This window comes from Streptomyces sp. NBC_01317 (assembly GCF_035961655.1).
In the GTDB taxonomy this organism is placed as follows: Bacteria; Actinomycetota; Actinomycetes; order Streptomycetales; family Streptomycetaceae; genus Streptomyces.
On the sequence record NZ_CP108393.1, the window covers coordinates 6,277,140 to 6,295,598 of the forward strand.

At 71.6% G+C, this 18,459-nt stretch carries 16 protein-coding genes and 1 pseudogene; 15 read left to right on the forward strand and 2 right to left on the reverse strand.

Features of this window, described 5'->3' with window-relative positions:
* Positions 1-169: 169 nt before the first annotated feature.
* The 3 genes from OG349_RS27265 (at position 170) to OG349_RS27275 (ending at position 4,789) form a co-directional block, all read left to right on the forward strand.
* Positions 170-3,547, forward strand: a complete 3,378-nt coding sequence (locus OG349_RS27265; protein ID WP_327237104.1) for a S8 family serine peptidase — start codon at positions 170-172, stop codon at positions 3,545-3,547.
* Between the two features lie 176 nt (positions 3,548-3,723).
* Positions 3,724-4,347 (forward strand): dephospho-CoA kinase, encoded by a 624-nt coding sequence (gene coaE / locus OG349_RS27270; protein ID WP_327237105.1) that lies wholly within the window; start codon positions 3,724-3,726, stop codon positions 4,345-4,347.
* Positions 4,348-4,396: 49 nt separating this feature from the next.
* Positions 4,397-4,789: a tetratricopeptide repeat protein gene (locus OG349_RS27275; RefSeq protein WP_327237106.1), complete on the forward strand. Its 393-nt coding sequence runs from the start codon at positions 4,397-4,399 to the stop codon at positions 4,787-4,789.
* An 80-nt stretch (positions 4,790-4,869) separates the two neighbouring features.
* On the opposite strand, the gene OG349_RS27280 is transcribed toward OG349_RS27275, so the two are convergent.
* A complete protein-coding gene (locus tag OG349_RS27280) occupies positions 4,870-5,124 on the reverse strand; it encodes a DUF6343 family protein (protein ID WP_327237107.1) in 255 nt (84 codons plus the stop codon).
* Positions 5,125-5,277: 153 nt separating this feature from the next.
* On the opposite strand from OG349_RS27280, the gene OG349_RS27285 reads away from it, so the two are divergent.
* Positions 5,278-5,718 carry a DoxX family protein gene (locus tag OG349_RS27285; RefSeq protein ID WP_327237108.1) on the forward strand — a complete coding sequence of 147 codons (441 nt, stop codon included), beginning with the start codon at positions 5,278-5,280 and terminating at the stop codon, positions 5,716-5,718.
* Here the strand turns inward: OG349_RS27285 and OG349_RS27290 are convergent.
* Positions 5,700-6,041: a hypothetical protein gene (locus OG349_RS27290; protein ID WP_327237109.1), complete on the reverse strand. Its 342-nt coding sequence runs from the start codon at positions 6,039-6,041 to the stop codon at positions 5,700-5,702. The two genes, OG349_RS27285 and OG349_RS27290, sit on opposite strands and share 19 nt — an antisense overlap.
* Positions 6,042-6,258: 217 nt before the next feature.
* Here OG349_RS27290 and OG349_RS27295 point away from each other — a divergent pair, with 217 nt between their 5' ends.
* The 11 genes and pseudogenes from OG349_RS27295 (at position 6,259) to OG349_RS27345 (ending at position 18,424) form a co-directional block, all read left to right on the forward strand.
* Positions 6,259-7,725 (forward strand): carboxylesterase/lipase family protein, encoded by a 1,467-nt coding sequence (locus OG349_RS27295; protein ID WP_327237110.1) that lies wholly within the window; start codon positions 6,259-6,261, stop codon positions 7,723-7,725.
* A 123-nt stretch (positions 7,726-7,848) separates the two neighbouring features.
* On the forward strand, positions 7,849-11,067 hold the full coding sequence (locus OG349_RS27300; protein WP_327237111.1) for a DEAD/DEAH box helicase: 3,219 nt from the start codon (positions 7,849-7,851) through the stop codon (positions 11,065-11,067).
* Positions 11,064-12,329, forward strand: a complete 1,266-nt coding sequence (locus OG349_RS27305; RefSeq protein WP_327237112.1) for an SWIM zinc finger family protein — start codon at positions 11,064-11,066, stop codon at positions 12,327-12,329. The genes OG349_RS27300 and OG349_RS27305 overlap by 4 nt, the downstream gene beginning before the upstream one ends.
* A 44-nt stretch (positions 12,330-12,373) precedes the next feature.
* The gene (locus OG349_RS27310; RefSeq protein ID WP_327237113.1) at positions 12,374-12,832 is read left to right on the forward strand and encodes a hypothetical protein; all 459 of its coding nucleotides are present in this window, start codon (positions 12,374-12,376) and stop codon (positions 12,830-12,832) included.
* 115 nt (positions 12,833-12,947) lie between these two features.
* Positions 12,948-13,814 carry an SDR family NAD(P)-dependent oxidoreductase gene (locus tag OG349_RS27315; protein WP_327237114.1) on the forward strand — a complete coding sequence of 289 codons (867 nt, stop codon included), beginning with the start codon at positions 12,948-12,950 and terminating at the stop codon, positions 13,812-13,814.
* Between the two features lie 74 nt (positions 13,815-13,888).
* The gene (locus OG349_RS27320) at positions 13,889-14,473 is read left to right on the forward strand and encodes a TetR/AcrR family transcriptional regulator (protein WP_327237115.1); all 585 of its coding nucleotides are present in this window, start codon (positions 13,889-13,891) and stop codon (positions 14,471-14,473) included.
* Between the two features lie 105 nt (positions 14,474-14,578).
* A pseudogene (locus OG349_RS27325) lies at positions 14,579-14,859 on the forward strand (IS5/IS1182 family transposase); the annotation flags it as partial.
* A gap of 149 nt (positions 14,860-15,008) precedes the next feature.
* Positions 15,009-15,305, forward strand: a complete 297-nt coding sequence (locus tag OG349_RS27330) for a putative quinol monooxygenase (RefSeq protein ID WP_327237116.1) — start codon at positions 15,009-15,011, stop codon at positions 15,303-15,305.
* 32 nt (positions 15,306-15,337) lie between these two features.
* Positions 15,338-15,736, forward strand: coding sequence for a YciI family protein (locus OG349_RS27335; protein ID WP_327237117.1), 399 nt, complete (start codon positions 15,338-15,340; stop codon positions 15,734-15,736).
* Between the two features lie 147 nt (positions 15,737-15,883).
* Positions 15,884-16,984 (forward strand): MBL fold metallo-hydrolase, encoded by a 1,101-nt coding sequence (locus OG349_RS27340; RefSeq protein WP_327237118.1) that lies wholly within the window; start codon positions 15,884-15,886, stop codon positions 16,982-16,984.
* Positions 16,985-17,278: 294 nt separating this feature from the next.
* On the forward strand, positions 17,279-18,424 hold the full coding sequence (locus tag OG349_RS27345; RefSeq protein ID WP_327237119.1) for a hypothetical protein: 1,146 nt from the start codon (positions 17,279-17,281) through the stop codon (positions 18,422-18,424).
* Positions 18,425-18,459 lie beyond the last annotated feature (35 nt).

Genomic DNA, 18,459 nt, shown 5'->3' on the forward strand with positions numbered 1-18,459 from the left:
CCTAGGGGCCTGCTCGACGCCGTGACAATGGCTTGTTAAATGTCCGGACCAGTCATGCCCGCCTGTTGGTGTATGCGCGTAATCATCCGATTGACGTAGTGATCACGCACTCTTAGCGTGTCCGCGTCACGGGTGGGCGACCGGCTCCCCGACCGGCCCGGGGGGCATCTTGCGAAGATCACAGCGAACGACGACGACGGCGGCCGTCGTCGCCGGTGCCGCGGCCCTGGCCCTGGCGGCCACCGGGATCGGCGCGGGACCGTCCGCCGCGCAGGCCGGGGGTACGAAAGGTCCCGCCACGGCCACCGCGCGACCGGCCACCGCCGGGGACGGCACTCGGGACGGCGCGGGGGACGGCGCCGGGATCACCCTGATCACCGGGGACCACGTCGTCCTGGACAGCCGGGGCAAGGTCGCCCGGCTGCGGCCCGCCGAGGGCCGCGAGGCCGTCCCCGTCCAGATCAGCGAGATCCAGGGACACACCTACGTCCTGCCCTCCGACACGGCGGGCCTGATCGCCACCGGCAAACTGGACCGCCGCCTCTTCGACGTGACCGAGCTGAGCCGCCCCGAATACCGCCAACTGGTCGGCGACGGCGTCCCGTTGCTCGTCACCTACACCGGCGCGGGACAGCGCTCCACCGCGCGGAGCGCGCTGCGCGCGGACACCGGAGCGACCGTACGGGCCGAGATCGACACCGTCGCGGGGGAGGCCCTGACCGTGCCGGGCCCCGGCGCGGGAGCCGCGTGGGCCGCCCTGACCAGCCGCTCCCCCCAGGGCCACCGCCTCGCCGCCGGAATCCGCTCCGTCCGGCTCGACGGCCTGGTCACGGCCTCGCTGGACAAAAGTGTGCCGCAGATCGGCGCCCCGGACGCCTGGCACGCCGGATACGACGGCACGGGCGTGAAGGTCGCCGTCCTCGACACCGGGATCGACACCCGCCACGCGGACCTGGCGCCCCAGGTGGTCGCCGAGAAGAACTTCACCGACTCGCCCGACGTCTCCGACCACTACGGGCACGGTACGCACGTCGCCTCCACCATCGCGGGCACCGGCGCCGCCTCCCAGGGGAAGTACAAGGGCGTCGCGCCCGGCGCCCGGCTGATCAACGGAAAGGTGCTCGACGACCGGGGCGCGGGCACCGAGTCCTCGATCATCGCGGGCATGGAATGGGCCGTCGACCAGGGCGCCACGATCGTCAACCTCTCCCTCGGCGGCGGTGACACCCTCGGCGTCGACCCGGTCGAGGAGACCGTCGACCGGCTCTCCGACCGCGCGCTGTTCGTGATCGCCGCGGGCAACGAGGGCCCCGGCGCCTCCACCCTCGGCACCCCCGGCACCGCCGACCGCGCCCTCACCGTCGGCGCCGTCGACCAGCAGGACACCCTCGCCACCTTCTCCTCACGCGGCCCGCGCATCGGGGACAGCGCCCTCAAGCCCGACCTGACCGCGCCCGGCGTCGACATCACGGCCGCGGCCGCCGCCGGCAGCCGTATCGACACCGCCCCCGGCACCCCCCACCCCGCGCCCGGCTACCTCACGATCTCCGGCACCTCCATGGCCACCCCGCACGTGGCCGGCGCCGCCGCGCTGCTCTCCCAGCAGCACCCCGACTGGAGCGGTACGCGGATCAAGGAGACGCTCATCGGGTCCGCCAGGCCGGGCCCGTACAGCGCAGTCGAGCAGGGCAGCGGCCGGGTCGACCTGACCCGGGCCGTCGTCCAGGACGTCGTCGCCGAGCCCGCCTCGCTGAGCTTCGGCGCCCCGCTCTGGCCGCACACCGACGACCAGCCGGTGACCAGGACGCTCACCTACCGCAACAGCGGTACGGAAGCCGTCACCCTCGACCTGACCGCGACCGCCACGGGCCCCGCCCATACCCCGGCGCCCGACGGCTTCTTCACCCTCGGCGCCCCGCAGGTCACCGTACCGGCGGGCGGCACCGCCTCGGTCGACGTCACCGCCGATCCCCGGCTCGGCGGCGAGACCCTCGGCGTGTACAGCCTCGCCGTCACCGCGAGCGCCGGAAAGCGGGCCGTGCGGACGGCGGGCGCCCTCAACCTGGAGGGGGAGATGTACGAGCTGACCCTCAAGGCCACCGCACGCGACGGCTCCGCCCCCGGTGACGGCGACTGGTCCGGTTACGTCTACGACCTCGACCACGACACCATGACCGCCGTCTCCGGCGACCGCGGAACGGCCCGGCTGCGGCTGCCCAGGGGCACGTACACGATCATCGGCGAGGTACCGCTGCTGAGCCCCGAACTCGTCTACATCGGCGACGACTTCGTCTCCGCGCCGCGCCTGCTGCTCGACAAGGACACCACGCTCCCCGTCGACGCGCGGCAGACCGAGCTGATCGACCTCGCGGCGCCGGACCCCGACGCCTCGTACAACGCAGGCTTCGTGACCATCACCCCGGACGGCGCGCCGGGCCCGATCGCCCTCTACATCGGCAACCTGTCCGAGGGCTTCCGTACCCAGCAGGTCGGCCCCCGGCCCGCGCCCGGGACGGTCTCCTCCCACATCGTCGCCACCTTCGTGACGGACACGGCGACGTTCCTGCTCGCGGACAAGCTGGCCGACGGCTTCTACACCGGCCGTACCCTGCACCCGAAGCGGGACCGGTTCGCCAAGGTCACCTCGCAGCAGGGGGCTTCGGTCACCGGCCGGAGCGGCGTCATCCTCTCGACCCCCGACAACGGGCTGTACGGATCCACCTACACGGGCGCCCCGGAGACGGTCACCACCTACCTCCAGACCGGCCGCACCTGGCAGCGGACCTTCCAGCAACTGCGCGGCGGCAGGACGGTCGAGGTGCGGTACCCGCTGCCGGCCCGGACGTACCGCGGCGGGAAGGAGTACGCCGAGACCTTCAACACCGGGGTCTTCGGCCCGGCGCTCACGGGTCCCGGCTCCGGTGTGGAAGGTCCCGGATCCGGCCTGGTCAGGGACGGTGACCGGCTGACCGGCTCGATCCGCCCCTTCACGGACAGCGCGGGCCACGACGGCGAGAGCCTGTACGACACGGCGTCCGCCTCCACCACGCTGTACCGCGACGGCGTGCCGTACGCCACGGTCCAGGACCCGCTGGACACGGCGGGCTTCGACCTGCCGGAGGAGAAGGCGCGGTACAAGCTCGTCACGACCGTCAGCCGGGTCAAGTCCGGTGTGGCGACGGTGGGTACGGAGGTGTCGTGGTCGGCCGAGTTCACCTCGGGCCGTACCAAGAAGGCCACCAGGATCCCGTCGAGCGTGGTGCGCTACACCCCGCAACTCGCCCTCGACGGAACGGCCTTGGCGGGCGCGCGGCTGAGTGTGCCGGTCACCGTGCAGGGCTCGGCCGCCGGTCACGACCTCAAGTCCCTTGTGGTGTACGGCTCGTACGACCGGGGCGCGACCTGGTCGCCGCTGACCGTGCGGAACGGCAAGGTGACCGTGGTGAACCCGGCGGCGGGCGGTTCTGTCTCCTTCAAGGCCGAGATCAAGGACCGGGACAAGGGGGTCTTCACCCAGACCCTTCTCGACGCCTACCGGACACGGTAGGTCCGCTCGCGCGGTGTGAGGGCACCGCGCGCAGACGGCCACGGGCCGCCCGGCCGACGGGCGGCCCGTGATCGTTCCGGCGGGGAAGTGGTTTCTCGTACGTGACCCGTGGTGGTTCCCGCGCGACCCCTGACCGGTCCTGGGCGGGCCGTGTCGCACCCCCTAAGCTGGCACTCATGCTGAGACTGGGACTCACAGGCGGAATCGGCGCGGGCAAGAGCGAGGTCTCGCGGCTGCTGGCCGGTTACGGCGCCGTGGTCATCGACTCCGACCGGATCGCGCGTGAGGTCGTCGAGCCGGGCACTCCGGGGCTGGCCGCCGTCGTCGCCGAGTTCGGCCCCGGCGTGACCACCGCCGACGGGGCCCTGGACCGCCCGGGACTCGGCGCGATCGTCTTCGGCGACCCCGACCGCCTCAAGGCGCTGAACGCGATCGTCCACCCCCTCGTACGGACCCGCTCAGCGGAGCTGGAGGCGGCGGCGGGCGCCGACACGATCGTCGTCCACGACGTGCCGCTGCTCGTGGAGAACGGCATGGCGCCGCTGTACGACGTGGTGGTCGTCGTGGACGCGTCGTCCGCGACCCGGCTCGACCGGCTGGTACGGACCCGGGGCATGACCGAGTCCGAGGCGCGCAAGCGCATGGCGGCGCAGGCGACACGCGAGGAGCGCCGCGCCGTCGCGGACGTCGTCATCGACAACGACGGCCCGCTGGAGAAACTGGAACCGCAGGTCCGCAGGGTCTGGGAGAGCCTGACGGAGCGCGCGGCGGCGTCCGGCCGGCGCGGGAGAATGGAATAGCACCACCACGCGTGGCGTTGAAGCCGCGCAGCTAGGGAAGGATGCGACCGTGCCCGAGAGCCCGGAGACCCACGTCATCGACTATCGCGCGGCCGAGCAGCTGCTGGCGGCGCGGGATCCGCGCGGGGCCGTGAAGCTCCTCGACTCGGTGATCGCGGCCCACCCGGAGAACACCGCGGCTCGCCTGCTGCGCGCCCGCGCGTTTTTCGCGGCGGCCCAACTGCGCCCGGCCGAGCTGGAGTTCGAGCTGGTCCTGGAGCGCGAGCCGGACAACGCGTACGCGCACTTCGCCCTGGCCAGGACGTACCAGCGGTCGGGCCGTCCCGACCAGGCCACCCGGCACTTCCGGCTGGCGGCGGCGCTGGACCCGAAGCCGGAGTATCTGAAGGCGGCCCGGTTCGACAGCGACGCGCGGGACGCCGACTCCCCCGACACGGACTGATGGCGGACGACACCGGCTGACTTCGACCGCGGTGGGTGCTGAAGCGTGACCGTACAGTCAGCGGCGTAACCGGAGTACAGTCAGCGCCCCGGCGGCCGGCCGTACCGGTCGTCGCGGTCCGTTCCGCGCGCTCTGCGCCTGATGCGCCAGAGGACCACCCCCAGGTCGGTCAGGACGGCCAGCAGCAGCAGGCCGCACGCCAGCGACCAGCCCATCCGCCCGGCGACCGCGAACGCCACCGTGCCGAAGACGGCCCAGATCACACCCCATATGCTCAGCCAGAACCGCATCCGCAGCGCACTGCGCGCGGTCCTCGGCTCACTTCCGGTGCGCATATTCGCACCTCCCGAGGTGGGTCTACCCGCCGAGGCGGCCTCTGACCCCGACCACGGGGAAGAGTGTGCGGGGCGAGCGATGAGTTCCGGCGCGGCCTTCCGTCTACCTCTCGACAGTGCCACCGGGCGCTCGACCAGACGGAGGAAACCACCATGTCAGAGGCCCTGAACCCGACCTATGTGCCCTCGCGCCGGGCGCACCTCACGGTGCGCGGGCTGGAGATCGTGCTGGCACTGTTCTTCGGGATCGCGAGCGCCGCCCCCAAGCTGGTCGCGCACTCCTCGGCGGTGGAGTCCTTCGACACCATCGGTTTCGGCGACTGGTTCATGTACCTGGTGGGGGCCCTGGAGCTGGCCGGCGCCGTCGCGCTGCTGATCCCGCTGCTGTCGGGGGTGGCCGCGATCGCCTTCGTCGGACTGATGATCGGCGTCTTCGTCACCCAGCTGACCGCCTTCGACGGCGAGAACCTGCTGACGCCGGTGATCCTGGCCGTCCCGCTGGTCTTCATGGCCGTGGTCCGCCGGCCCCGTACGGCGGAACTGGTCGCGCTGGTCCGCCGGCGGACGGGCGCGGCTCAGTGCACGAACGTGTAGCTCCGCCAGGGGGCGGCGCCGGGGGCGATCACGTCGTTCAGTGTGGTGGCGATGTACGTGGTGCTCTTCCCCGAGCAGTCCGGGGTCAGGTACATCCGCATGTCGACGAGGGTGCGGTTCGTGAGGTCGACCGCGCCGCCCGGCACAAGCCGGTGACAGCCGGTGACCAGCGGGTTCGACACCTGGACCTGGTGCCGGTTCTCGGACTCGTACACGATGGTGCCCACCGAGGTCCGGCCGAGGCCGGAACAGCCGGCGACGGCGAAGGTCAGGAGCACTGCCCCGGCGGCGATGCCGAGGCGCCGGTGATCGGTCACGGACATGGGCGGTCCTCGTCTTCAGTTCGGTACGGGCGTCCGGTCCGGTCCGGCGCGTGAGCCGGGTCCGGTCCGGTACGTGCGTCGGGCAGGTGCTCGTCACACTGCCGGATCCCGCGCGGAGCGGCACCAGGTGTGCGGCCGGCCGGGCTACGGAACGGATTCCCGGTCCCGGCCGTCCCTCCGGAGGCTCCGGCGTCCGCCACCGGGGTAGATCACGCGTATGGAACCGCAGTGCACGACCCGTCAGGGGCAGGTCCGAGGCCGTGAGTCCGTCACCACGGGGGTGACGTCGTTCCTCGGCATCCCGTACGCGACCGCGCCCCGGTTCGGTCCGCCCGGGGCCGTCGAGCCGTGGGAGGGCGTGCGCCCCGCCGTCGCGTACGGTCCGACCGCGCCGAAGGCGCCCTACGCACCGCCCCTCGACGCGCTCCTCCCGGAGAACGTCGTCCCGGGCGAACCGGGGGAGTCGTGCCTCAACCTGAACGTCTGGACCCCGTCACCCGGTCCTGGCGCCCGCCTCCCGGTCATGGTGTGGGTGCACGGCGGCGCGTTCGCCAACGGCTCGGGTTCCACCTCCGCGTACGACGGGACCGCGTTCGCGCGGGACGGCGTGGTGTGCGTGACCTTCAACTACCGGCTCGGGGCGGAAGGTTTCTGCCATCTGGACGGCGTGCCGGACAACCGCGGCCTCCTCGACCAGATCGCCGCACTGGAGTGGGTACGGGACAACATCGCTTCCTTTGGAGGCGACCCGGACCGGGTCACGGTCTTCGGGGAGTCGGCCGGGGCGATGAGCATCGGCGTGCTGCTCGGGATGGAGCGGGCCAAGGGCCTCTTCCGGCGGGCGATCCTCCAGAGCGGCGGCGCCCACCACTTCCTGACCCCGGCCTCCGCACGGCTCATCACCGCGCGCCTGGCGGCGAAACTGGACATCGCGCCCACCGCCGAGGCCCTCGCCGGGGTGCCCGCCGCCCGGCTGCTCCCCGCGCAGGCCGAGCTGCGCGCGGAGATCGTGGCCCGCCCCGACCGTGCCCTGTGGGGCGAGGCAGCCGTCAACATGATGCCGTTCGAGCCAGTACGGCCCCGGCGGATCCTGCCGGGGCCGGGCTGCGGGGTGGACCTGCTGGTCGGCAGCAACCGCGAGGAGTACCGGCTCTTCCTGGTGCCGTCAGGACGCCTGGAGCTGCTGACGTGGGCCAGGCTGCGCGCGACCGCACGCGCGTACGGCCTCGATCCGGGCCCGGCACTGGCCCTGTACGGGGAGGGGCGGGCCGGGGCGACTCCCGGCGAGCTGTACGACGCGCTGGTGACGGACTGGTTCTACCGGATCCCGGCGATCCGGCTCGCGGAGGCGGTCCCGGGCTCGTACGTGTACGAGTTCGCCTGGCGATCCCCGCGCTTCGACGGCCGGCTGGGCGCCTGCCACTCCGCGGAACTGGGCTTCGTGTTCGACCGGCTGCGCGACCCGGTGTACGCCCCGATGCTGGGCGAGGACGCGCCGCAGAGTGTTGCCGACGCGATGCACGGGGCGTGGGTGGAGTTCGCGAGGACGGGCGATCCGGGCTGGCTGCCGTACGACCGGGAGACCAGGACGACGATGGTGTTCGGGGCCGAGGGCGCGGCGGTGGCCGGGCCGGTCCGGGATCCGGGGGCGGCGACCAGGGAGATCTGGGAAGGGCTGCGCTGATCTTTGCTGACCCTTACTGACCTGCGGAGAAGCCGCTCGGCGGCCGGTTGTCAGACCCCCCGCCTAGACTCGCAGTCAGTCGGATCTCGCCGTCGGATCGTGGGGTGGGAGGGAGTGGGGACCATGGAGCGCGTCACTCGGACCGCCGTACGACCGGCCGCCCGCGCACCCCTGCCGGGTGCCGGTGCTGGTGTCCCTTCTGGTACGGCTGCCGCATCCGGTGCGGGGCCCCTCCCGTCGTCGTCCGCCGCCCTGTCCTCCTCCGTACCCCCCGGTCTCACGCGCTGCGCGGCCCTTTTCCTGCCCGCCGGGCTGCCGCGCGAGGGACGAGTCGCCTTCTGGGCCCCGGAGGGGGAGCTGCCGGCCTGGCCGGACGAGGGCGTGACGCCGCCGCGCCCCGGCGGCGAGACCACGGTCATGCGGGGCCGGACCCGGGCTGACACGCGGGGGCGGACGCAGGGCGACGAGATCGCGGGCCGCGCGGAACGCGGCGAGATCACGGTCGTACGGCTCGGGGAGCGCGGCGGGGTCGAGGCCCGGACGGTCCCCGCCCTGCTGATGCCGGTCGCCGACGCCGTACCGCTGCTGGTCCGTGCCCGGCGGGACAGGACCGCCCATCCCGCCTCGGCGTGCTGGGGAGCCGCCGCGCTGCACGCGCTCCAGCTGGCCGCGCGCGGCAGGCTGCTGCCCGGTCTCACCGCTTCCGACCACGACGCCTGGCGGGCCGGCCCGCTCGACGCGGACGACATCGCGCAGCTCAGGGCGATCGCCGCCGCGATGCCGCCGGAGGCGTACGCCGTACCGGTCGCGGGGATGGCGCCGGGCCCGGCTCCAGGCCCGGGGGCGGACCCGGGGGAGCTGAGCCTGCCGGAGCCCGAGGCGCTGGTGCGGGCGTTCCTGGACGCCGTGGCGGACGCGCTGCCCCGTACGCCCGCGGCGGCGTTCGCGGCGGGCAAGCCCTTCGCCGCCCGGGCCGCGCAGCATCTGCCGGGCGCGAGGACGTGGGCCGCCGAGGCGGCGGCGGGCATGGACGCGGGTGTGCGGGTCTCGCTGCGGCTCGACCTGTCCGCGTACGACCTGTTCGACACGACCGGAGCGGGGGAGGAGGCGGACACCTCGGCGGACCGGGCCGCCGCCTCCGACCGCCCGCCGGGCGATGCTTTCGGCCGGCGCGGCGGGCGCGGGGGGCGCGGCGGCGACGAGGAGTCCCGGATCACCCGCCGGGCCGGCGCCGCCCTCGTCCAGGTCCACAGCCTGGCCGACCCCACCCTGGTCCTCGACGCCGGCCGCCTCTGGGCGGGCGACGGGGACGCCAGCTTCGGCCCCCGGGCCCGGGTCGACGCGATGCTCGCCCTGCGCCGGGCCGCGCGTGTCTGGACCCCGCTCGGGCGGCTGCTGGAGCGGGACGTCCCCGACGCGCTGTCGCTCTCCGAGGACGAGCTGTACGACCTGCTCGGCCCCGCCGCCGCCCGCCTCGCCGCGGCCGGGGTCGCCGTGCACTGGCCCCGGGAGCTGGTGCGCTCGCTCACCGCGTCGGCGGTGGTCCGCGCCGCGCCCGGGTCCGCCACGGACGGCACCCCGTTCTTCGACAGCGCGGAGCTGCTCACGTTCAACTGGCAGGTGGCGCTCGACGGCGATCCCCTCACCGAGAGGGAGATGGACGTGCTCGCCGAGTCCACGCGCCCGATCGTGCGGCTGCGCGACCAGTGGGTGGTGATCGACCCCGCGCTCGTGCGCAAGGCGCGCAAGCGGGAGCTGGGCCTCCTGGAGCCCGTCGACGCCCTGGCGATCGCCCTCACCGGCACGGCGGAGGTCGACGGTGAGACGGTGGAGGCCGTCCCGACGGGCGCCCTGGCCGTGCTGCGCGACCGGCTGGTCGCGGGCCCGGCGGCCGTGCCCCAGCCCCCGGCCCTCGACGCCACCCTGCGCGACTACCAACTGCGCGGCCTCGCCTGGCTGGACCTGATGACCTCGCTCGGTCTCGGCGGCTGCCTCGCCGACGACATGGGCCTCGGCAAGACGATCACCGTCATCGCCCTGCACCTGCACCGGGCCCGCCCCACCCCGACCCTGGTCGTCTGCCCGGCCTCACTCCTCGGCAACTGGCAGCGGGAGATCACCCGCTTCGCCCCCGGGGTGGCCGTGCACCGCTTCCACGGCGCGGGACGCTCCCTGGACGAGGCCGGGGACGGCTTCGTCCTCACCACCTACGGCACGATGCGCTCCAGCGCGGGCGAACTGGCCGCGCACGACTGGGGGATGGTCGTCGCCGACGAGGCCCAGCACGTCAAGAACCCCTTCTCCTCCACCGCCAAGGCGCTCCGTACGATCCCCTCGCCCGCCAGGATCGCGCTCACCGGCACCCCCGTGGAGAACAACCTCTCCGAACTGTGGGCCCTCCTCGACTGGACGACCCCCGGTCTGCTCGGCCCGCTCAAGGCCTTCCGCTCCCGGCACGCCCGCATCGTGGAGAACGTGGAGAACGCGCGCAGCGCCGACATCAAGGACGCCGACAACGAACAGGCCGTGGAGCGACTGGCCCGGCTGGTGCGGCCGTTCCTGCTGCGCAGGAAGAAGTCCGACCCGGGCATCGTCCCCGAGCTGCCGCCCAAGACGGAGAGCGACCACCCCGTAGCCCTCACCCGGGAGCAGGCCTCCCTCTACGAAGCCGTCGTCCGAGAGACGATGGGTGCCATCGAGAACGCCGAAGGCATCGCCCGCCGCGGCCTGGTCATGAAGCTGCTCACCGCGCTCAAGCAGATCTGCAACCACCCCGCGCAGTATCTGAAAGAGGACACGGCCCGGCTGACCGGCCGCTCCGGGAAGCTCGCCCTCCTGGACGAACTGCTCGACACGATCCTCGCGGAGGACGGCTCCGTCCTGATCTTCACCCAGTACGTGTCCATGGCCCGGCTGCTCTCCGCGCACCTCACCTCCCGCGCGATCCCCTCCCAACTGCTGCACGGCGGCACACCGGTGGCGGAGCGCGAGCGCATGGTGGACCGCTTCCAGTCGGGCGAGACACCGGTCTTCGTCCTCTCCCTCAAGGCCGCGGGCACCGGCCTCAACCTCACCCGCGCCGGCCATGTCGTCCACTTCGACCGCTGGTGGAACCCCGCCGTGGAGGAGCAGGCCACGGACCGCGCGTACCGCATCGGCCAGACCCAGCACGTGCAGGTCCACCGGCTGATCGCGGAGGGCACGGTCGAGGACCGGATCGCCGAGATGCTCCAGGCCAAGCGCGCCCTGGCCGACGCGGTCCTCGGCTCGGGCGAGGCGGCCCTGACCGAGCTGACCGACCGGGAGCTGGCCGATCTGGTGTCCCTGCGGCGGCAGTCATGACGGCCCCGCGCGCCGTGCGCCAGGACGACCGCCGCCGTACGTTCCCCGCGCTGCCCCCGCGCCCCGGCGACGCGGCCGCGCGTGCCTTCGAGAGCGGGTTCGCGACCACCTGGTGGGGCAACGCCTGGGTGGAGTCGATGGAGGACACCGCCCTGGACCCGGCCCGCCTGAGCCGCGGCCGGGTGTACGCGGGCGGCGGCCACGTCGACGCGATCACCGTCACCCCCGGCCGTGTCACCGCCTACGTACGCGGTTCCAGGCCCCGCCCGTACCGTACGGAAATCCGGCTGCGCACCCTGGACGACGGGGATTGGGAAGACCTCCTCGACGCGGCGGCGGCCCGCCCCGACCACATCGCGGCCCTCCTCGACAAGGAGATGCCCCACGCCCTCGCGGCCACGGCCGACCTGCTCCCGGCCGGGGGCGACCTCACCCCGGACTGCTCCTGCCCGGACGACGGCTACCCGTGCAAACACGCGGCCGCCCTCTGCTACCAGACGGCCCGACTCCTGGACAAGGACCCCTTCGTCCTGTTCCTGATGCGCGGGCGCGGCGAGCTGGAGGTCCTGGCCGACCTGACCCGCCGCAACGCGACCCGCTCGGCCGCCGAGCGGACCGCCGCGGCGCCGCCGATGCCCATGGTCCCGGCGGCCACCGCCCTCGCCGCCCGTACGCTCCCCGCGCTCCCGCCGCCGTTCCCCACCCCGGACCGCCCCGGGCGCCCGCCCGCCTACCCGCAGGCCCCGGGCGCCCCCGACCCGCTCGCGCTCGACCTCCTCGCCTCGGAGGCGGCGGCCCGCGCGCACACGTTCCTCACCACCGGTCTCGACCCGGTCGGCGCGCTCACCCCCTGGCAGGACGCGGTACGGCTGGCCGCCGCGCACCCGGGCTCGGGGCTGACCGCCTCCACCCGCGCCCTCTACCGCGACCTCGGCGCCGGGACGGACCACACCCCCACCGACCTGGCCCGCGCGGTCGCGGCCTGGCGCCAGGGCGGTCTCGCGGGCCTCGCCGCCCTGGAAGAGCCCTGGGACCCGCCGGCCGGCCCCTTCGACCGCGCCCGCCCGGCCCTCGCCGCCGCCGACCACCCCCACTTCCGACCCTGGCGCAATCGCCTCTCCACCTCGTCTCTCCAACTGCGCTTCGGCCGCGACGGTCTCTGGTACGGCTACGAGTCGGACCGCGACCGTGAGGACTGGTGGCCCCGAGGTACCCCGGACACCGATCCCGTGGGTGCGCTCACCACCCTGCTCGGCCGGTGACGGGTAGTCTTCCTTCGTAGCGGAGTGTGCGCGAAGGGGGCCTGATGGAAGCGGAGTTACTGGCGCTGGCGACGGCGGGGGCGACGGCGCTCGTCCAGCAGATGGCGACGGACGGCTGGACCTCGGTACGCGACCGGGTGACCGGCTTCCTCACCGGCAGGGGAGCGGCGACGGCCGAAGCGGTCGAGGCGGACCTGGAGAGCGGCCGGGCCGAACTGACCGAGGCCCGGGGCGCGGACAGCGAGGAGACGGCGGCCAGGACCGCCGAGGACCTGCGCACCGAATGGCGCAACCGTCTGCGCCGCACTCTCCTCGCCGACCCGGAGGCGGCGGCCGAACTGCGCGCGCTGCTGGCGGAGTTGGACCCCGCGCGGCCGGACCGGCAGAGCGGCGACGTACACAACACGGTGAGCGGCGGCACGGTGCACGGCCCGCTGGTCCAGGCCCGCGACATCGGCCGCCTCGACCTCGGCACGCGGCACTCGTCCGGGCCGGCACTCTGATCCAGGCTCCGGAGAGAGTCCTCGCCGTTCCCGGTCCCGACCCGCCCGCACCGTCCGCAAGGTGATGTCACACCTCGTGCGGTCGCGTCCGGGGTGGGCCCGAAGGACGCGTCCCGTGCGCCGTGCATCTTTCCCCCTTCGGACGGACCGTCTCTCCATTGACCGAACAGACCTGTTGGTCTACCGTTGTTCTCAGGAGACCGACCGGTCTGACTATCAGGATGGAAAGAGTATTGCCATGAGCAATTCCACCGGCAAGACCGCCCTCATTACCGGATCGACCCAGGGCATCGGCCGAGACATCGCCGGCACCCTGGCCGCTTCCGGCGCCCGGGTCCTGATCACCGGCCGCAACGTGGAGCGCGGCGAGAAGGCCGTCGCCGAGATCCGGGCCGCGGGCGGCGAGGCCGACTTCCTCGTCGCTGACCTGCGCGATGCCGCCAGCGCCAAGACTCTCGCCGCCGAGGCGGTGGCCCTGGCCGGTGAGATCGACATCCTCGTCAACAACGCGGGCGTCTACATTCTCGGACCGACCGCCGGCGTCACGGAGGCCGACTTCGACGCGATGTACAACCTCAACGTCAAGGTTCCCTTTTTCCTGGTCGCGGAACTGGCTCCGTTGATGGCCGAGCGGGGGCACGGCGTCATCATCAACATCACCACGGCCTTCGCCGAGAAGGGCGCGGTGGGGCCGGCCGCCTACGGCTCCTCCAAGGCAGCGGTGAATCTGCTCACCAAGTCGTGGGCGGCCGAATACGGCATCAGCGGCGTCCGGGTCAACACCGTCAGCCTCGGCGCGATCCTTACCGAAGGCAGCACCAAGGCCTTCGGCGACGCCGTCCATGACTTCCCCAACGGGTCCCCGGCCGACCGCGTCGGCACGACTGCGGAAGTAGCCGCTGCCGTCGCCTTCCTCGCCTCCGACGAGGCCTCCTACATCTACGGCGCGAACCTCGCGGTTGACGGTGGAATGGTCATCTGACTAGCCTCGCCAGGAGATGGTCAGACCGGTCTGCCTGTCGTGGCGGAATGGTCCAGCCGAAAGGATGCTGACGGATGAGCGATGTTGACTCGGCGCCGAAGCCGTCGGCGCGTGAACGACTGCTCACGGCGGCGAATCGGCTGTTCTACGAAGAGGGCATCCAAACGGTCGGGATCGACCGGGTGATCGAACAGGCCGGGGTGGCCAAGGCCAGCCTGTACAAGACGTTCGGGAGCAAGGACGAGCTGATCCGGGCCTACCTGGAGCTACAGCACACCTCCACCGTCGAGCGGATCATGGGTGAGATGGAGGCGGAAGCGACTCCTCGCGACCGTATCCTGAGCGTTTTCACCACGCTGGGAACGGTTTTCGGCAGTCCGGACTTTCATGGCTGCGCCTTCATGAAGGCCGCCGCGGAGGCGCTTCCCGGAAGTGCGGCCCAGGAGGCGAACGCCAGGTACCGGGCGTGGGTCCGGGGAATGTTCACCGATCTGGCCCGCGACGCCGGGGTCGCGAATCCGGTCTCCCTGGCCCGACAGTTGCACATGCTCTTCGACGGATCGGGGCTCGGCGCCGATGTCGAGCACGACCCGTCGCTGGCCGATGAGGCGAGGGCCGCGGCCGAGGTTCTGGTCGACGCGGCCATCGCTCGGTCGTAGGGCACGAGCGAACGGCCTGAACGGCCGCTGAGTACCTGCGTTCTGGCCGTCTCCGCTCTTCGGCTTCACCGGGTCGGCTTCCTGGGGACACGCGTCCTGATGCCGACCGCCGGGCGGGCCGGCGACGCCCCGGCTTTCGCCGAAGTGATGGGCCGCCTGCGCGTTCCCTGCCCGCGGGGGGCGCCGCACCCGGCCGGACGTTGTCCTGGCCTACCAGGCGTACCCCTCCCGCGCCATCCGCGCGCACCTGCGCAGACACGGCAGCCGCGGCGGCAGACCAGCCGCTTTCGACCGCGAGCCGTATAAACAGCGCACCGTCGAGCGCATGCGTCAACCGCTTGAAGCAATTGCGCGGCCTGGACACTCGATACGACAAAACCGCGATCCTGGGCAGCCGCCAAGATAGTCGTGCTGACCTTTCGGGGTAATGAGGGAGGTCGCGTCGGGGATCGAGGGCGTCAAAGCCGTCGAGTTCGGCGGGGGCGGGTTACTGTGCGGCCACCATGCCGTAGCTCACCAGAACAGGAAACCGACAATGGAAATCCGACTCGGAGTTCTCGCTCTCCTCGAAGCAAAGCCTGGCAAGGGTGATGAGCTGGCCGCGTTTTTGCAAGAAGGCCGTGAACTGGTGCTGGCCGAGCAGGGCACCGTCACGTGGTACGCATTCAAGATCGACGACAGTAACTACGGCATGTTCGACACCTTCGAGACCGACGAAGCTCGCGACGCCCACCTCGCGGGACAGATGCCACGAGCCATCGGCCAGGTCGCTACCGACCTGCTCGCCTCCGCGCCGGACATCCGCACGGTCGACGTCGTCGCCTTCAAGTAGTCGACGGAATCCAATATCAGCTGGAGGATTGTATGACCGAACATCGCATGCCTTGGAATGACCTCGTGTCCTGGTCCCAGGAACACGACCTGCTGGCACTCCGGCTCTACGTGGTGATTTCCGAACCGACCAACGGCCTCGGCCCGGTACTCGAGCATCTGGATCCCCACGTGGCCTACCAGACCCGCATGGAAAATGACGGGATCATGTTCGCCGCCGGGCCGTTGGCCGACGATGCCGAGGAGCAGTGGAACGGCGAGGGCCTCTTCGTCTACCGCGCGTCCTCCCGCGAAGAGGCGGTTGGGATCGCCGAGAGCGATCCGATGCACCAGAGCGGGGCGCGGCGATTCATTGTCCACCCCTGGCTGCTGAACGAGGGCACTTATAACGTCCGGCTTTTCTACTCGGGTGGCCGGCCCCGGATCAGCTGACTCCCAAGGCAGATGCCGGGTGCATGACGCGCCACCTGATCGTCGCCCGGTCGGGCCCTGCCGACCCCCGCCGCGAACACCCGCGACAGCCTCGCCCAGCCCCTTGTGCAGGGCACCACCCGTTCGCAGATACACCTAAGGAAGATCATGAGCGTTGAATCCGCCGACACCACTGAGATAGCAGCGTCGAACCGGCGTACGTTCCTGAGGCGTGCGGCGACGACCGCCGCCATACCCGCCGGAGCGATGCTCCTCGGTGGGGCACTGCCCGCCGACGCGGTGGCCGCGGAAGCCCCCGGACTGCCCGACTACGCACCCGTTCCCGCCGCATCGGTCGGGCCCGCGCTCAACGAGGCCGGCTACTTCGTCGGCGCGATCAAGGGAAACCTCTACTGGGTCACCGACTCCTTCTACCAGGCCATGTTCCTCACCACCCGGGAGGGCGTGGTCCTGGTCGACGCACCGCCCACCCTCGGCCACAACCTGCTGCGGGCCATCGAGCAGGTGACCCGTGCCAACGGAAAGCCCTCCAAGGTCACTCATCTGATCTACTCGCATTCCCACGCCGACCACATCGGGGCCTCCTCCATCTTCGGCAAGGACGTGATACGCATCGGTCACAGCGAGACCCGCCGGTTGCTGCGCATCGCAGCCGACCCCAACCGGCCTGTGCCCACGCACACGTTCGAAGACAGCTATGTAGTGAAGGTGGGCGGCGAAAGACTTGAGCTCGCCCACCACGGCCCGAACCACACGCCGGACAACATCTTCATCCACGCCCCCAACCAGGCGACGTTGATGGTCGTGGACGTACTGTTCCCCGGCTGGGCACCGTTCGGGAACCTCGCCATGTCCGAGGACATCCCAGCCTGGATCAAAGCGCACGACACCGCCCTGGGCTACCCGTGGAAGACGCTCGTCGGCGGCCACCTCGGCCGTCTCGGTGTCCGGGACGACGCCCTCATCCAGCAGCGGTACGTCGCGGACCTCGAAGCCGAGGTCCGCGCGGCTTCGGCGTCGCTCGACCCCACTCCCTTCTTCCAGAAGTACGGGCCCAGCGGCAACTCCTGGGCCATCTTCAAGACCTACCTCGACGCCGTCGCCCGACAAGCGGCCGCCCCTGTCACGGCCAAATACAGCGGCACCCTGGCCGCCGCCGATGTCTTCACCACCGACAACGCCTTCGTCATGCTCGAATCGCTGCGCATCAACAGCGGAGTTCTCGGCCCGTTCGGCGTCCGTCCGTAGAACCATGCCGCCGTGAGCGCACCGGCGCCATGTCCCCCGGCCACGACGGGGCAGTTGCCCACCACTGTCCTGGTTCAGCCGACGGCTGTCAGCCGGGCGAACGTGACCTTGATGCGACGTAATGCCCGAAAAATTCACCAAAGGTCACCGTGATTTTTGTAGTTGACACTCCAATCTAGAGTCGTAGAATGGAGTGAGCCCTGCAAAACATGCTCGGTGTGATACGCCGCCGAGAGCGGCGAGGAGGTCATTGTGAACACGATTGACCACGTAACCCCGCAATCAGCGGGAGTCTTGACCTTCAGCCCCGACGGGGTCCTCTTCCTGGGCGACAGCAAGCTCGGGGCCGTCTTCGCGTTCGAGACGGAACGGGGCACGGCGCCGGCCTCGCTCGATCCCTTCCTCTTCGAGTCGATCGACGAGAAGATCGCCGCGGCGCTGGGCGTAACGGTGAAAAGCCTGGTGATGAACGGGATGGCCGTGCATCCTGTGACGCGCGAGCCGTACCTGGCGGTCGGCGTGCGCAACGGCGATCGCCTGGAGGCCGCGGTCGTGAGCGTCTCGCTCGCCGGCGAGGTCCGCCCCTTCGACCTCTCATCGTCGAAAGTGACGGTGCACCAGCTGTCCGACGTTCCCGACGAGGACAAGACCTTCACGTCGCGGGCCGGCTTCTTCCCGGTGCCGCCGGCGGCCGTCTACGACGAGAAGGCGCGTACGCCGCTCCGGTCCATGACGATCGTGGACCTGAAGTTCCACGCCGGAGAGGTGTTCGTCGCCGGCGTCTCGAACCAGGAGTTCTCCTCCACGCTGCGGCGGATCCCCTACCCGTTCACCGGGGCCGCCAGTGAGACCCAACTGGAGATCTACCACCTCGCCCACGGCCAGTACGAAACGCGTGCGCCGATCCGGACCATGCAGTTCGCCACCATCGACGGCGAGGACACGCTCATCGCCGCCTACGCCTGCAGCCCGCTCGTCACCATTCCGGTCTCGGAGCTGACGCACGGCGCGAAGGCGAGGGGCAAGACGATCGGCGACATGGGCAACGGCCAGCCCATCAGCATGGTCGCCTACCGTGACGGGGAGGAGGACAAGCTGTTCATCACCAATGTCAGCCGCGGCCCCGTGGTGGTCCCGCTCTCCGGGATCCGCTCCGCCGAAGGTTTCACCCCCGAGAACCGCCCGGCCCAGGGCCCGATGCTGGACCAATCCCCTTTCATGCCGGCCGGGCCGGTCGGCAAGCAGGTGCTGTTCGTCGGATCGTCGCTGCGGGCGGATCTGTTCAGCGACCGCTTCCTTGTCTCGCTGACCCGCTACGCGGACACCGGCGATCTGACGCTTGAGACCCTGCCGGTCGCCCCGCTCCCTGCGCGGCTGGACAAGATCTGGGTGGAGATGGACTTCCCGGGCGTCGAGGGCTCGTCGAAGCGGGCGGCGTGAACGCCGGGTTCGGTCCCTGAGCGCGCCGGAGGCGC

What these genes read in the sequence shown, in the direction of transcription:
- coaE (WP_327237105.1), top strand. Translation starts at nt 3,724, where the DNA reads ATGCTGAGACTGGGACTCACAGGCGGAATCGGCGCGGGCAAGAGCGAG.
- OG349_RS27280 (WP_327237107.1), bottom strand. Translation starts at nt 5,124, where the DNA reads ATGCGCACCGGAAGTGAGCCGAGGACCGCGCGCAGTGCGCTGCGGATG.
- OG349_RS27285 (WP_327237108.1), top strand. Translation starts at nt 5,278, where the DNA reads ATGTCAGAGGCCCTGAACCCGACCTATGTGCCCTCGCGCCGGGCGCAC.
- OG349_RS27290 (WP_327237109.1), bottom strand. Translation starts at nt 6,041, where the DNA reads ATGTCCGTGACCGATCACCGGCGCCTCGGCATCGCCGCCGGGGCAGTG.
- OG349_RS27295 (WP_327237110.1), top strand. Translation starts at nt 6,259, where the DNA reads ATGGAACCGCAGTGCACGACCCGTCAGGGGCAGGTCCGAGGCCGTGAG.
- OG349_RS27300 (WP_327237111.1), top strand. Translation starts at nt 7,849, where the DNA reads ATGGAGCGCGTCACTCGGACCGCCGTACGACCGGCCGCCCGCGCACCC.
- OG349_RS27305 (WP_327237112.1), top strand. Translation starts at nt 11,064, where the DNA reads ATGACGGCCCCGCGCGCCGTGCGCCAGGACGACCGCCGCCGTACGTTC.
- OG349_RS27310 (WP_327237113.1), top strand. Translation starts at nt 12,374, where the DNA reads ATGGAAGCGGAGTTACTGGCGCTGGCGACGGCGGGGGCGACGGCGCTC.
- OG349_RS27320 (WP_327237115.1), top strand. Translation starts at nt 13,889, where the DNA reads ATGAGCGATGTTGACTCGGCGCCGAAGCCGTCGGCGCGTGAACGACTG.
- OG349_RS27330 (WP_327237116.1), top strand. Translation starts at nt 15,009, where the DNA reads ATGGAAATCCGACTCGGAGTTCTCGCTCTCCTCGAAGCAAAGCCTGGC.
- OG349_RS27335 (WP_327237117.1), top strand. Translation starts at nt 15,338, where the DNA reads ATGACCGAACATCGCATGCCTTGGAATGACCTCGTGTCCTGGTCCCAG.
- OG349_RS27340 (WP_327237118.1), top strand. Translation starts at nt 15,884, where the DNA reads ATGAGCGTTGAATCCGCCGACACCACTGAGATAGCAGCGTCGAACCGG.